Consider the following 14,083-nt stretch of genomic DNA (forward strand, 5'->3'; position numbering starts at 1 on the left):
TTCAATCCCCGTCACTCATCCCGTTGCCCACCCCACGTTTTCGCTCGCGACATCGGAGGCGGCCGGCGTCACGGTGCCTCCCATGTCACGAGCGAAAACGGATCGGGGGAGGGTGGGGCGAGCGGGGTTCAGGTCGTCGTGTCGGTGGGGTCGTCGTTCGGGGCAGGGCTGCCGCCGGCGAGTTCGAGGAGCTCACGGAGGATCCGTGCGCCCTCGTCGCCGATGCCGTCGTGGTGGAACTCGTCGTACTCCTTGACCTTCAGCCCCTGCACGGCCTCGGCGGTCTCCAGGGAGAGGTCGCGGTCCACGTACACGTCGTCGGTGTACACGGCGGCGGCCACCGGCACGGTGTTCTCCGCCAGGGCTTCGACGTCGTAGAGCGGGCCCCAGTCCTGCTTGGCGGCGAGGATCTGCGTGGCCTCGGCCAGTGGGGCGAGGTCGGAGTCCGCGGCGACCTGCCAGGCGAACACGTGCTCGCCGGTGGGCACCGGGGCGGCGTTCTCGGCGGCGGCGGCCTCGGGGTCGAAGTCAGGGTGCTCGGCGAGCACGCGCGCGGCGGCCCAGCCCGTGGCGGCGGAGCCGGTGGCCTCGCTGACGGCGTTGGGCTGTGCATAGATCGCCTCGTGCAGCACGGTGTAGAGCGGATGGGTGCGGCGCTCGACCATGCCGGCCACCGCCGCGCGGAACGCCTCGGACAGGCGAGGGGTGCCGCCGGTGGTGTCCAGCCCCTCGGTGAGCAGGTACACGAGCGTGTCCAGGCGGGTGTTGCCACCGAGGTACATGCCGAGCATCTGGGCGCGGGCCACGGTCAGCTCGCTGCCGTCTGGGAGCATCTCCGGCTCTCCTGCGGCGGCCCGGGAACGCAGGTGAGCCACGATGCGCTTCCAGCCGTCCTCGGCCTGCGGCACTCGGCCGAAGAACTCCTCGGCGCGGGCGCGCATCCGGGCGTAGGTGGCGCGGTAGACCCGGTCCGCGTGGCCGGTCACGGGGGCGAGTCCGCCGGTGACCAGCGAACGCTCGAGGGACTCCGGGTACCAGGACAGGTAGGACAGCGTGCAGAATCCGCCGAAGGACTGGCCGAGCGTGGTCCAGCGCTCGACCCCCAGGGCCAGGCGCATCATCTCCGCGTCCCGGACGATCCCCGGGGCACGCAGGTGGACCAGGTAGTCGGCCTGGGCCTGCGGGGACAGGGCGGACAGGGAGGCCACGGTGGCCGGGGTGGAGGCGCCGGTGCCACGCTGGTCCAGCATAAGCACCCGGTGGGTGCGGCAGGCCTCCTTCATCCATCCGCCCAGGCGTGCCGGACGGGTGCCGCCGGAGCCCGGGCCTCCCTGCAGGTAGAGCAGCCACGGCTTCGTTGCGTCCTCCGCCGAGTCCGAGGCACGGAACTCGCGGGCGAACACGGTGAGGGTTCCGGCGCCGCCGGGGCCCGGGCCCGTGCCGTCCGCGGTGTGCTCCCGGGCCTCGGCCAGGGTCTGGGAGTGGTCCACCGGCACCGTGAAGCGGTGCTCCACGGTCACAGTGCCGTCCAGCAGTGCGATCGTGTCGCCCTGCTCGTGGGCGGCGGGCTCGAGCGCGGCGAAGCCGCGCGGATCGCCGGGGACGAAGGTCTGCTCGGTCATGGTGCTCCTTCTGTCGCCTCGGCGAGGCGAGCGCGACGGTCGATGGGGCGGGGGGCGAGGGGCCGTCGTCGGGAGTGAAACGGGGGAGGGACGGGCGGCCGGTGCCGGTCAGCGGGTCTGCCAGCCGGACTCCGGGCGGCCGACGGAGACGACCGTGATGACGGGGCCGGCGGCCTCGTCCGAGGCGTCCAGGTCCACGACGGCGTTGATGCCGTGGTCCAGGTCCCCGTCGCGGTCCACGAGGACCTGGCGCACGCCCCACCAGCGGGAGCCGGTGAGCTCCACGGGGGAAGGCACTTCGGGGGAGCGGTCCACCAGGAAGTACTGGGGGCCGCGGGCCGCGGGGCCGTCGTCGATGTCCTCGTGGTCCTCGAAGAAGTCGTCGAGGGCATCGGCCCAGTCGTCCGCAGACAGGTCACCGGAGAGCTCGGCGAGCGCGTGGTCCTGTTCGTCGCCGAAGAGGCGGACCCGGTGGAACATGGCGTTGCGGACCATGACGCCGAAGATCTGTTCGTTGTCGGTCAACCGCGGCGGGGTCGGCGGGGCGATGGACTCGTGGTCCTTGCGGAGTTCGTCGATGTCCCCGGCCACGAGGTCCTCCCACTCCTCGAGGAGGGAGGAGTCGGTCTGCTTCACGGTCTCGTCCAGCCAGTCGAGCATGATCTGCAGTTCGTCCGTGCGGGCCTCCTGCGGGACGGTGTGCCGCAGGGCCTTCACGGCGTCGGTCAGGTAGCGCAGCAGCACGCCCTCGGAGCGGGCCAGGCCGTAGAACTGCACGTAGTCGCCGAAGCCCATGGCCCGCTCGAACATGTCCCGGACCACGGACTTGGGGGTGAGCTCGAACTCGGCGAGCCACGGGGCGCCGGCCCGGTAGGTCTCGAACTGCTGCTCGAGCAGCTCGGCCAACGGCATGGGGTAGGTGACCTCGTCGAGGGCGCGCATGCGCTCGGTGTACTCCATGCCCTCGGCCTTCATGGCGGCCACGGCCTCCGTCTTGGCGCGCTTGACCTGGCCGGTGAGCACCTGGCGTGGCGGGTCCAGGGTGGCCTCGATGACCGAGACCACGTCCAGCGCGTGGTTCGGGTCGGCCGGGTCCAGCAGGTCCAGGGCCGCCAGGGCGAAGGGGGAGAGCGGCTGGTTGAGCGCGAAGTCCGGCTGCAGGTCCACCGTCAGGTCCACGGTGCGGCCCTCGGCGTCGGGCTCGGGCAGGCGTTCGACGACGCCGGTGGCCAGCAGCTCGCGGAAGATGCCCAGGGCGCGGCGCATGAGGATGGCCTGGCGGGCCGGGGTCTCGTGGGTGCTGCGCAGCAGCCGGCGGACGGCGAGGACGGGGTCGCCGGGACGGTCCAGGATGTTCAGCAGCATCGAGTGGGTGATCTGCATGCGGGAGACCAGCGGCTCCGGCTCGGCGGCCACGAGCTTGTCGAAGGTGGCCGGTCCCCAGGAGACGAAGCCGGCCGGCGGGGTCTTCTTCTTGGATCCCTTCATGGACTGCTTCATGCGCTTGGCGCGCTCGGCCTCGTCCTTGACGTGCGCAAACCTGGCGGCGGCCTTGCGCTCGGCCGCCCGGTTCTCGATCACGTGCTCTGGGGCCTGGACCACCACGTACCCCTGCGTGTCGAAGCCGGCGCGTCCGGCGCGGCCGGCGATCTGGTGGAATTCCCGGGCCTGCAGGATGCGGGTCTTCTCCCCGTCGAACTTGGACAGGGCGGTCAGGAGCACGGTGCGGATGGGCACGTTGATGCCCACACCGAGGGTGTCCGTGCCGCAGATGACCTTCAGCAGTCCGTCCTGGGCCAGCTTCTCCACCAGGCGGCGGTACTTCGGCAGCATGCCGGCGTGGTGGACACCGATGCCGTTGCGGACCAGACGGTTCAGGGTCTTGCCGAAGCCGGCGGAGAACCGGAACCCGGCGATCCGCGCGGCGATGGCCTCCTTCTCCTCCTTGGAGGCCACGGAAACGGACGCCAGACCCTGCGCCGTCTCCACGGCGTCCAGCTGGGAGAAGTGCACGATGTACACCGGCGCCTGGTGTGTGGCGACCAGCTCCTCCACCTTCTCCTGCAACGGGGTCTCCGAGTACTCGAAGCTCAGCGGGATGGGCCGTTCGGCGTGGGCGACGACGGCGACCTCGCGTCCGGTGCGCTCGCGCAGGTCCGCCTCGAGGCGGCTGGTGTCGCCGAGGGTGGCGGACATCAGCAGGAACCGGGCCTGGGGCAGCTCCAGCAGGGGGACCTGCCAGGCCCAGCCGCGGGAGGGGTCCGCGTAGTAGTGGAACTCGTCCATCACCACGGTGCCGATCTCCATGCCCGAGCCCTCGCGCAGGGCCCGGTTGGCGAGGATCTCTGCGGTGCAGCAGATGATCGGGGCGTCCCCGTTGACGGTGGAGTCGCCCGTGACCATGCCGACGTTGTCCGCGCCGAACACGTCCACCAGGGCGAAGAACTTCTCCGAGACCAGCGCCTTGATCGGCGCCGTGTAGTAGGAGACGGCGCCGTGGGCGAGCGCGTCCGCGTGGGCGGCCAGCGCCACCATCGACTTCCCGGAGCCGGTGGGGGTGGCCAGGATGACGTTGTGTCCCTGGACCAGCTCCATCACGGCCTCCTCCTGGGCCGGGTAGAGGGTGATGCCCCGGGACGTGGTCCAGTCCGTGAAGGCGCCGAACACCGCGTCCGGCTCGGGGGAGGAGCCGAGGGACGTCAGGGTGTCTGTGAAGGAAGAAGTCGCGGAGCTCATCGCGCTCTACCCTATCGGCGGCGGGCGGACCTACGGTGGGGCCATGGCCGATCAGCATGCTTCCGCCGGCACCGCCACCCACGACGACGGCCCGGTCCCCTCCGGAGCCCCCGGCGCCGGCTTCCGCTGGGATCCGGCGCAGTACGAGGTGTTCGCCGACCATCGCAGACGCCCCTTCGCGGACCTCACCGCCCGCATCGGTGCCACGCACCCGCGCCGCGTGGTGGACCTGGGCTGCGGCCCCGGTACCATGACCGAGGCCCTGGCCCGCCGCTGGCCCGAGGCCGAGGTGGTCGGCCTGGACTCCTCGCAGGAGATGGTGGACGCCGCCAACGCCCGCCCAGACCGACCGGAGAACCTCCGCTACGCCACCGTGGACGCCCGCGCCTGGTCCCCGGAGCCGGACACCGACGTCCTCGTCACCAACGCGATGCTCCAGTGGATCCCGGAGCACCGCGAGCTCGTCCGCGGCTGGCTGGCCGACCTGCCCGCCGGCGCCTGGTTCGCCGCCCAGGTCCCGGCCCAGCACCGCAACCCCTCGCACGCCGAGCTGCACCGCCTCGCCGCCGAGGAGCCCTTCGCCGCCGTGGTGTCCGGCGAGCGCTCCACGGACACCGTGGCGGAGCCGGCCGACTACGCCGGTGACCTGCTCGCCGCCGGCTGGGAGGCCGACGTCTGGGAGACCACCTACCAGCAGGTGATGCGCGGCCCGGACCCGGTCCCGGCGTTCACCGGCGCCACCGTGGCCAAGCCGTTCGTCCACGCCCTCACCGCCCACGACGAGGCCCACGGCCTCACCGGCACGCCCGAGGCCCTCGCTCCGCGGTACCGCGCCGCCTACGCCGAGCGCATGCGTGCGGCCTACCCGCGTGTGCCCGGCACCGGCGAGGGAGACGATGCCGCCGTGCTCTTCGCCTTCCGCCGGATCTTCCTGGTGGGCCACCGCCCCGGCTGAGCCGGTGCTTGGGCCCGCCCGCAACGGGCGGCGTGGCCCCTCGGCAACGTGCCCGGTGCCCAGTCGATCCTGCGCGCCTGCGGGCCCGGCGGCGCCCGGCGAGGCTACCCTGGTGCGCATGCCCACCCCCACCTCTGCGGCTGCGCCGCGCCCCCGTCTGCTCTGGATGGACGTCTATCGGGGCCTGGCGGTGCTGCTGGTGGTCCTGCTTCATGCCCAGACGGCGCTCGTGGACTCCGGTCTGGCCCGCTCCGAGCTGGTGCGGGACGTCAACGCCGCCGTGGGGTCGTTCCGGATGCCCGGGCTGCTGCTGGTCTCCGGCATGCTGCTGACGCTGTCCCTGCGCCGGCCCGCCGGGCAGTACCTCGCCGGCAAGCTGCGCCGCATCGCGTGGCCGTGGCTGCTCTGGACCGCGGTGATGCTGCCGTTCTTCGGCCTGGCCGCCGCCCTGGAGCCCACCTGGTGGCTCAACGGCGCCCACACCTGGTTCTTGTCCGTGGTGTTCGTCGGCTACCTGCTCGGGCTCGCCCTGAAGCGCGTGCCGCCGCTGATCATCGCCGTGGTCCTGTTCGCCCTGGCCATCCGGCTCGAGCCGGACGCGATCACGGGCGGGCTGCACGAGTGGGCGCTGGTGGCCGAGCGCATGACCTGGTTCGGCGGGTTCTTCTTCGTCGGCGCAGCCCTCGGCCGCTGGCGCGAGGACCTGCCCCGGATCCCATGGCAGGTCATGCTCCTGCCGGCCGTCGTCACCTGGGACTGGGCCCGACGCGCGATCGAGGCCGGCCGGTATCCGTCCGAGGAGAGCTGGCCGGTGATGACCATGTCCGTCATCGGCGTGGTATCCGTCCTCTGGCTGCTCGCCCAGATCCCGGACAACCCGCTGATGCGCGCCTTCGCCTGGGTGGGCCGCCACTCGATCGTGCTGTTCGTGGTCCACTACCCGGTCATCCGTCTGCTGCGTCGCACCGTGGACCTGCCCGAGGGCATCGCCGGCGTGGGCCTGCTCTTCGCCGCCGGCGCGGGCGTCTCCCTGGTCTTGGCCGCGCTCTACCCGTGGACGAAGTACCTCTTCGAGTTCCCCTCCACGTCCCGCCTGGTCCGCGCCGCCCGACGACGGCCCGTCGCCACCGCCTGAGCGCTCACCTCCGCCTGCCTTCTCGCCCGGTTTCCGCCGCCGAGCACAGGGTTCTGGCGGTCCCTCAGGGCCGGGTGCCCAGGGCCAGCAGGTGCGCCGAGAGGTCCGCGACGCCCGGTCGGGTCGGAGCGCCGTCCGCGTGGAGCGCGTCCAGGCGGTCGGCCAGGGCCACGGCCGCTGCGGAGAGTTCGGCGTCGGGCGCCTCTGACTGCAGGGCGACGGCCGTGGGCGCCTCGAGTCCGCGCACCGAGACCTCGGTGAACCCGGCGGCGCGCAGCTCGTCCGCCAGCTCCGCCGAGCTGTGGAAGTGGCCGCCGGGGAACCCGGGGCCGGGGTTGGTCCAGGCGCCGTCGTTGAGCAGGGCCACGTCGTCGGCGTCCACGTGGGGGTCTCCGGAGGCGACCCGCTCGAGCACGCCGTCGAGAAAGGCCCCGAGCCGGCTGATGCCCGCGGCGAAGACCAGGCCGCCCGGACGCAGCACGCGGTGGGCCTCGGCCAGGGCGCGCAGCCGGTCCCTGCGCGAGGGCAGGTGGTAGAGCGGCCCGAAGAGCAGGACGGCGTCCGCGGAGGCCTCGGCGAAGGGCAGGTCACGGGCGTCGCCGACGAGGGCCTCCACACCCGGCAGCGCGGCGGCCACGGCCACCTGCTCCGGCACCGGGTCCAGGAGCGTCACCGCATGCCCGTCGTCGGCGAGCCATTCGGCGTGCACACCTGTTGCGCCGCCGACGTCGAGCACACGGGAGCCGGGGGAGAGGCGGGCGCGCAGCAGGGACTGCACGCGGAGGAACTCGACGGCGCTCTGCGCGCTCTGGGTCCGCAGCCGGGCGTCCTCGTCGAAGTCCTGTCCGTAGAAGCGCAGGACCTTGCTCTCGAGGCGGTCCTGCCCGCGGCCGTGCTCGTCCGCGGCGGTGCTGCGCGCGGTCACCAGCCGCGCTCGGCCCACTCGTCCAGGTGCGGGCGCTCGGCGCCCAGGGTGGTGGAGTCGCCGTGGCCGGGGTGGACGACCGTGTCGTCCTCGTAGACGTCGAAGAGGCGCGCGGTCACGTCCGCCAGCAGGGAGCGGAAATCCTCGTCCGACCAGGTCTTGCCGACGCCGCCCGGAAAGAGCGAATCCCCGCTGAACACCATGGGCTCCTCGTCCGGGCCCGACTGCAGCACCAGGGCGACGGAGCCGGGGGTGTGGCCGCGCAGGCCGATCACGTCCAGCTCGATGCCGTCGACTCCCACCGTGGCGCCGTGCTCCAGGCGCTCGGTGACCTCGGTGCCGGTCTCCTTCTCGATCTGTTCGGCGTCTGCGGCTCCGGCGGCGTGGCGCGGCGAGTGCTGCTCCACCACGGCCGCGGTGGCACGGATGTGGTCCCAGTGCCGGTGCGTGGTGATCAGCAGGTCCAGGTGCGGTTCGCACGGGGTGTCGTCCGCCGCGGAGGCCAGCAGCGCCGCGATCGCCTCCGGCTCGTCCGCCGCGTCCACGAGGATCTGCGCTCCCGTGGTCTTGGAGGTCAGCAGGTAGACGTTGTTCTGCATCTCGGAGACGACGCACGTGCGCACCGTGACGGCGGGCAGATCGTGCAGGAGACGGGGAGCGGCGGGGGACGCGGACATGAGCTCGAGTCTACGTGCGGACTGTGCTGCAGGACAGCTCGATCTCCCGGACCGCCACGGCGGGCGAGGGCAGAGGCGAAGGGCGCGCGGCCGTCGTCGGGAAGCGGCCGGCGGGAGCCGCGGCGGGCGGCGGCGACGTCCGCCCTGGGCGGAACAGTCGGCAGGATCACGCCTGCGGGCCCTGGCGGGGGCCGCGTCCGCCCCTAGACTGGAGCGCGTGTCGAACACAAATACGAACAGCACCGCCCCCACCGGACTCGCCGCAGGACCGCACGGCCACGCGGGCGACACCGCCGACCCGGACCGGATCGTGGTCCAGGGAGCACGCGAGCACAACCTCAAGGACGTGGACGTCTCCCTGCCCCGCGACTCCATGGTCGTGTTCACCGGCCTGTCCGGCTCCGGCAAGTCCTCCCTGGCGTTCGACACGATCTTCGCCGAGGGCCAGCGCCGGTACGTCGAGTCGCTGTCCTCCTACGCCCGCATGTTCCTCGGACGGGTGGACAAGCCGGCCGTCGACTTCATCGAGGGTCTGTCCCCGGCCGTGTCGATCGACCAGAAGTCGACGAACCGCAACCCGCGCTCGACCGTGGGCACCATCACCGAGATCTACGACTACATGCGCCTGCTGTGGGCCCGCATCGGCGTGCCCCACTGTGCGGACTGCGGCGAGCCCGTGGACCGGCAGACCCCTCAGCAGATCGTGGACCGGCTGCTGCAGCTGCCCGAGCGCACCCGCTTCCAGGTCCTCGCCCCGGTCGTCCGCGGCCGCAAGGGCGAGTTCGTGGACCTGTTCTCCTCCCTCTCCGCGCAGGGCTACGCCCGCGCCGTGGTGGACGGCGAGCTCGTCCAGCTCTCGGACCCTCCGACCCTGAAGAAGCAGGTCAAGCACACCATCGCCGTGGTGGTGGACCGCCTCGCCATGAAGGAAGGCATCCGCCAGCGCCTCACCGACTCGGTAGAGACCGCCCTGAAGCTCGCCGACGGGCTCGTGATCGCCGACTTCGTGGACGTGGAGGTCGTCGAGGAGAAGGGCAAGAAGAACACCGGAGAGTTCTCCGGCCGCGGCGCGGACGGCACCCCGCGCTACCGCCCCTTCTCCGAGAAGCTGTCCTGCCCGAACGGCCACGAGCAGACCGTGGACGAGATCGAGCCGCGCTCCTTCTCCTTCAACAACCCGTTCGGCGCCTGCTCCGAGTGCACCGGCATCGGCTCCCGTCTGCAGGTGGACGAGGAGCTCGTGGTCCCCAACGACGAGCTGTCGCTGGCCGAGGGGGCCATCGCCCCCTGGTCACTGGGCAAGTCCACCGCCGAATACTGGCAGCGCATCCTCGCCGGGGTGGCCAAGGACGTGGGCTTCTCGCTCACCACGCCGTGGCGCGACCTGCCCGAGGAGGCCCGCCACGCGGTCCTGCACGGCAAGGACTTCAAGGTGGAGGTCGCCTTCCGGAACCGCTTCGGCCGCGAGCGCCGCTACACCACGGGCTTCGAGGGCGTCATGCCGTACATCGAGCGCAAGCACGGGGAGACGGAGTCGGACTCGGCCCGAGAGCGCTACGAGTCCTACATGCGCCAGATCCCGTGCCCGGCCTGCGGCGGCGCGCGCCTGAACCCCACCGTGCTCAACGTGCTCGTGGCGGACAAGTCGATCGCGGACGCCACACGCCTGCCGCTGCGCGAGCTGCTCGCCTTCTTCGAGGCCCTGGAGCTGACCGAGCGTGAGCGCCGCATCGCCGACCAGGTCCTCAAGGAGCTGCTGGCCCGCCTGAGCTTCCTGCTGGACGTGGGCCTGGAGTACCTGAACCTGGAACGCTCCGCCGGCACCCTCTCCGGCGGCGAGGCCCAGCGCATCCGCCTGGCCACCCAGATCGGCTCCGGCCTGGTGGGTGTGCTCTATGTGCTCGACGAGCCGTCCATCGGCCTGCACCAGCGGGACAACCGGCGCCTGATCGACACGCTCCTGCGCCTGCGCGACCTCGGCAACACCCTGATCGTGGTGGAGCACGACGAGGACACGATCGCCGAGGCGGACTGGATCGTGGACATCGGCCCCCACGCCGGCGAGCGGGGCGGCGAGGTCGTCCATTCCGGTTCCCTGGAGGACCTGAAGGCCAACACCCGCTCCATCACCGGCGACTACCTGGCCGGCCGCCGGAGCATCCCGGTGCCGGCCCAGCGCCGCGCGAGTGACCCGGACCGCGTCATCACCGTGCGCGGCGCCCGAGAGAACAACCTGCAGGACGTGGACGTCACCATCCCGCTCGGAGTGTTCACCGCCGTCACCGGCGTCTCCGGCTCCGGCAAGTCCACGCTGATCAACGAGATCCTCTACAAGGTGATGGCCAACCGCCTCAACGGGGCCAAGCAGGTGCCCGGCCGCCATCGCAGCGTGGAGGGGCTGGACCACCTGGACAAGGTGGTGCACGTGGACCAGAGCCCCATCGGCCGCACCCCGCGCTCGAATCCGGCCACCTACACCGGGGTGTTCGACGCGATCCGCAAGCTCTTCGCCGAGACCCCCGAGGCGAAGGTCCGCGGGTATCAGCAGGGCCGCTTCTCCTTCAACATCAAGGGCGGCCGCTGCGAGGCCTGCGCCGGGGACGGCACCCTGAAGATCGAGATGAACTTCCTTCCGGACGTCTACGTCCCCTGCGAGGTCTGCCACGGTGCGCGCTACAACCGCGAGACCCTCGAGGTCCACTACAAGGGCAAGAACATCGCCGAGGTCCTGGACATGCCGATCGAACAGGCCGCCGAGTTCTTCAGCTCCTACACGAAGATCTCGCGCTACCTGAACACCCTCGTGGACGTCGGTCTCGGCTATGTGCGCCTGGGGCAGCCGGCCACCACGCTCTCCGGCGGCGAGGCCCAGCGCGTGAAGCTGGCCGCCGAGCTGCAGCGTCGCTCCAACGGGCGCACCGTCTACGTGCTGGACGAGCCCACCACCGGCCTGCACTTCGAGGACATCCGGAAGCTGCTGCACGTGCTCCAGTCCCTCGTGGACAAGGGCAACACCGTGCTGACCATCGAGCACAACCTGGACGTCATCAAATGCGCAGACCACATCGTCGACCTCGGCCCCGAGGGCGGCTCCGGCGGCGGCCAGGTGGTGGCCGTCGGCACCCCGGAGGAGGTCGCACGGGTGCAGGCCAGCCACACTGGACGGTTCCTGAAGGAACTGCTCGGCTGACCCGCCCCGCCGCCTGTGTCGTCGGCCGACCGCGCTGACGTAGCATGACGGGGACCACTGACGGGGCGGACCCAGCCGCCCGCCGTCGGGAAGCACCATGACCGGGAGGGACGGCTCGATGGCCACGACGTCGGATCCGCTGCGCCGAAGCGCCGGCCTCGGGATCAGGGCCGTGTGCCGCCCCATCGTGGAGGGGGTGGCGAACGTCCCCGCGGCCGGGCCGTTCATCGTCGCCTCCAACCACCTGTCCTTCCTGGACTCCGTGATCCTGCAGGCGCTGTCCCCTCGCATGGTGCACTTCTTCGCCAAGGCCGAGTACTTCACCGCGCCCGGCCTGAAGGGCAAGGCGATGAAGTGGTTCTTCGAGTCGGTCGGCTCCATCCCCGTCCAGCGCGGTGAGCAGGCGGCCTCCGTGGCCGCCCTCGACTCCCTCGTGGAGCTGCTGGAGACCGGCAGCGGGGTCGGTATCTACCCCGAGGGCACCCGGTCCCGCGACGGCCGCCTCTACCGCGGCCGCACCGGCGTCGGCTGGCTGACCCTGACCACCGGCGCCCCGGTCGTGCCGGTCGGGCTGATCGGCACCGAGCGGCTCCAGGCCCCGGACGACCGCCTCCCGAAGCCGCATCGGTTCACCGTGCGCTTCGGCGAGCCCCTGCACTTCGGCCACCCCGGCCGCCGGCACACCCTGCCGGCGCGCCGCGAGGCCACCGCCGCCGTCATGGACGCGATCGCCGCGCTCACCGGCCAGGAGCGGGTGGACTCGTACAACGCTCCGCCTGCGTCCCGTGGCTGACCCGGCCTCCTACCGTCCCGCCGCCGGCGAGATCCCCACCCGTCCCGGCGTCTACCGCTTCCGGGACCGGGACCGCCGCGTCATCTACGTGGGCAAGGCGAAGAACCTGCGCGCCCGCCTGTCCTCCTACTTCCAGGACCCCGCCCGCCTGGCCACGAAGACCCGCACGATGGTGTTCACCGCTCAGGCCGTGGAGTGGACCGTGGTGGGCTCCGAGGTGGAGGCCATCCAGCTCGAGTACTCCTGGATCAAGGAGTTCCGGCCCCGGTTCAACATCATGTACCGGGACGACAAGTCCTACCCGTACCTGGCGGTCACCATGAACGAGCAGTTCCCACGCGTGCAGGTGATGCGCGGGGACAAGCGCCCGGGCGTGAAGTACTTCGGCCCGTTCCATCCCGCCAAGGCCATCCGCGAGACCGTGGACCTGATGCTGCGCGTGTTCCCCGTGCGCACCTGCTCCGCCGGCGTCTTCCGCCGTGCGCAGGCCCAGGACCGGCCGTGCCTGCTCGGCTACATCGGCAAGTGCTCGGCGCCCTGCGTCGGGCGGATCTCCCCGAGCGAGCACCGGGCGCTGGCCCAGGACTTCTGTGACTTCATGGCCGGGGACGCCGGCCGCTTCATCCGCGAGCTGGAGAAGGCCATGGCCTCCGCCGTGGAGGACCTGCGCTACGAGGACGCCGCCCGGCTGCGGGACGACATCGCCGCCCTGAAGCGCGTGTTCGAGCGCAACGCCGTGGTGCTGGCCGAGAGCACCGAGGCGGACATCTACGCGTTCCACTCGGATGAGCTGGAGACCGCCGTCCAGGTGTTCCACGTCCGCCAGGGCCGCATCCGTGGCCAGCGCGGCTGGGTGATGGAACGCGTGGAGGACGTGGACGACGCCGCCATGGTCCAGCAGCTGCTCCAGCAGGTCTACGGCGACGCCGCAGACAAGGACGTCATCCCGCACGAGGTCCTCGTCCCCGTGCTGCCCGAGGAGCCGGAGGAGACGGCCGCCTGGCTGTCCGGCCGCCGCGGCTCCAGGGTCCACATCCGGGTGCCCCGGCGCGGGGACAAGGCCGAGCTGATGGACACCGTCCGCCAGAACGCGGAGATGGCCCTGAGCCTGCACAAGTCCCGGCGCACCGGCGACCTGACGGCGCGCTCGGCTGCGCTGAAGGAGCTGCAGGAGGCGTTGGAGCTGGACGAGCCGCTGCTGCGCATCGAGTGCTACGACATCTCCCACTCCCAGGGCACCAACGTGGTCGGCTCCATGGTGGTCGTCGAGGACGGCCTGCCGAAGAAGTCCGACTACCGCCGGTTCAACGTCACCGGCGAGGCGGCCCGGGACGACACCGCCTCCCTGCGGGATGTGCTCCGCCGCCGCTTCGCGCGGCTCGCCGCCGAGCGTGCCGAGGGGGCCCCGCTCACCGGACAGGTGGAGGAGGGGGACGACGACGGCGCCCGCCGCTTCTCCTATCCGCCCTCCCTGGTCGTGGTCGACGGCGGTCCGCCGCAGGTGGCCGCCGCCGTGGCCGTGCTCGCGGAGCTGGGCCTGGACGACCTTCCCGTGGTGGGCCTGGCCAAGCGGCTCGAGGAGGTCTGGCTGCCGGACGACGAGTTCCCGCTCGTGCTGCCGCGGAGCTCGCAGGGCCTCTACCTGCTGCAGCGGCTGCGCGACGAGTCCCACCGCTTCGCCATCGCCGGCCATCGCAAGCGCCGGTCCAAGGCGATGACCGAGTCAGCCCTGGACGGGGTTCCCGGCCTCGGCCCGGCGAAGCGGGCCGCTCTGATCACCCACTTCGGCTCGGTCGCGAAGGTGCGCCGCGCCGGGGTCGACCGGCTGACCGAGGTCGCCGGCGTCGGCCCGAAGCTGGCCGCGGCGATCGACGCCGCCCTGAACCCGGGGACGGGCGACGCGGCGTTGAACCCGGGGACGGGCCGAGCCGAGGCGGCGGGCCGGGCCGAGGCGACGGGGTCGTCGTCGGCAGGCGCGGAGGCGGGCGACGCGGACGAGGAGGCGGGTCCGTCGTCGGCAGGCGCGGCGGCGGGCGCCGACGGCTGAGGC

Annotated in this window: 9 protein-coding genes; 5 read left to right on the top strand and 4 right to left on the bottom strand. The window is 72.0% G+C overall.

Features of this window, described 5'->3' with window-relative positions:
- Positions 1 to 128: 128 nt before the first annotated feature.
- Together HMPREF2863_RS04425 and HMPREF2863_RS04430 are read right to left on the bottom strand one after the other, a co-directional pair.
- The gene (locus tag HMPREF2863_RS04425) at positions 129 to 1,622 is read right to left on the bottom strand and encodes an alpha/beta fold hydrolase (protein ID WP_070638265.1); all 1,494 of its coding nucleotides are present in this window, start codon (positions 1,620 to 1,622) and stop codon (positions 129 to 131) included.
- Positions 1,623 to 1,730: 108 nt separating this feature from the next.
- Complete coding sequence (locus tag HMPREF2863_RS04430) at positions 1,731 to 4,358, bottom strand: DEAD/DEAH box helicase (RefSeq protein ID WP_070638268.1); 2,628 nt, start codon at positions 4,356 to 4,358, stop codon at positions 1,731 to 1,733.
- Between the two features lie 43 nt (positions 4,359 to 4,401).
- Here HMPREF2863_RS04430 and HMPREF2863_RS04435 point away from each other — a divergent pair, with 43 nt between their 5' ends.
- Together HMPREF2863_RS04435 and HMPREF2863_RS04440 are read left to right on the top strand one after the other, a co-directional pair.
- Positions 4,402 to 5,313 carry a methyltransferase domain-containing protein gene (locus tag HMPREF2863_RS04435; RefSeq protein ID WP_067188943.1) on the top strand — a complete coding sequence of 304 codons (912 nt, stop codon included), beginning with the start codon at positions 4,402 to 4,404 and terminating at the stop codon, positions 5,311 to 5,313.
- Between the two features lie 118 nt (positions 5,314 to 5,431).
- Positions 5,432 to 6,448 (top strand): acyltransferase family protein, encoded by a 1,017-nt coding sequence (locus tag HMPREF2863_RS04440; RefSeq protein ID WP_167635489.1) that lies wholly within the window; start codon positions 5,432 to 5,434, stop codon positions 6,446 to 6,448.
- Between the two features lie 64 nt (positions 6,449 to 6,512).
- Here the strand turns inward: HMPREF2863_RS04440 and HMPREF2863_RS04445 are convergent, their stop codons facing one another.
- The gene (locus tag HMPREF2863_RS04445; protein WP_083315222.1) at positions 6,513 to 7,373 is read right to left on the bottom strand and encodes a class I SAM-dependent methyltransferase; all 861 of its coding nucleotides are present in this window, start codon (positions 7,371 to 7,373) and stop codon (positions 6,513 to 6,515) included.
- A complete protein-coding gene (locus HMPREF2863_RS04450) occupies positions 7,370 to 8,050 on the bottom strand; it encodes an MBL fold metallo-hydrolase (RefSeq protein WP_067188947.1) in 681 nt (226 codons plus the stop codon). Before HMPREF2863_RS04450 ends, HMPREF2863_RS04445 begins: the two co-directional genes overlap by 4 nt.
- 310 nt (positions 8,051 to 8,360) lie before the next feature.
- Here HMPREF2863_RS04450 and uvrA point away from each other — a divergent pair, with 310 nt between their 5' ends.
- The 3 genes from uvrA (at position 8,361) to uvrC (ending at position 14,080) form a co-directional block, all read left to right on the top strand.
- On the top strand, positions 8,361 to 11,240 hold the full coding sequence (uvrA, locus tag HMPREF2863_RS04455; protein WP_371327618.1) for an excinuclease ABC subunit UvrA: 2,880 nt from the start codon (positions 8,361 to 8,363) through the stop codon (positions 11,238 to 11,240).
- Positions 11,241 to 11,358: 118 nt separating this feature from the next.
- Positions 11,359 to 12,033, top strand: coding sequence for a lysophospholipid acyltransferase family protein (locus tag HMPREF2863_RS04460; protein WP_067188949.1), 675 nt, complete (start codon positions 11,359 to 11,361; stop codon positions 12,031 to 12,033).
- Positions 12,026 to 14,080, top strand: a complete 2,055-nt coding sequence (uvrC, locus tag HMPREF2863_RS04465; RefSeq protein ID WP_083315217.1) for an excinuclease ABC subunit UvrC — start codon at positions 12,026 to 12,028, stop codon at positions 14,078 to 14,080. Before HMPREF2863_RS04460 ends, uvrC begins: the two co-directional genes overlap by 8 nt.
- The last annotated feature ends 3 nt before the right edge of the window (positions 14,081 to 14,083 follow it).

This window comes from Micrococcus sp. HMSC067E09 (genome assembly GCF_001812555.1).
In the GTDB taxonomy this organism is placed as follows: domain Bacteria; phylum Actinomycetota; class Actinomycetes; order Actinomycetales; family Micrococcaceae; genus Micrococcus; species Micrococcus lylae.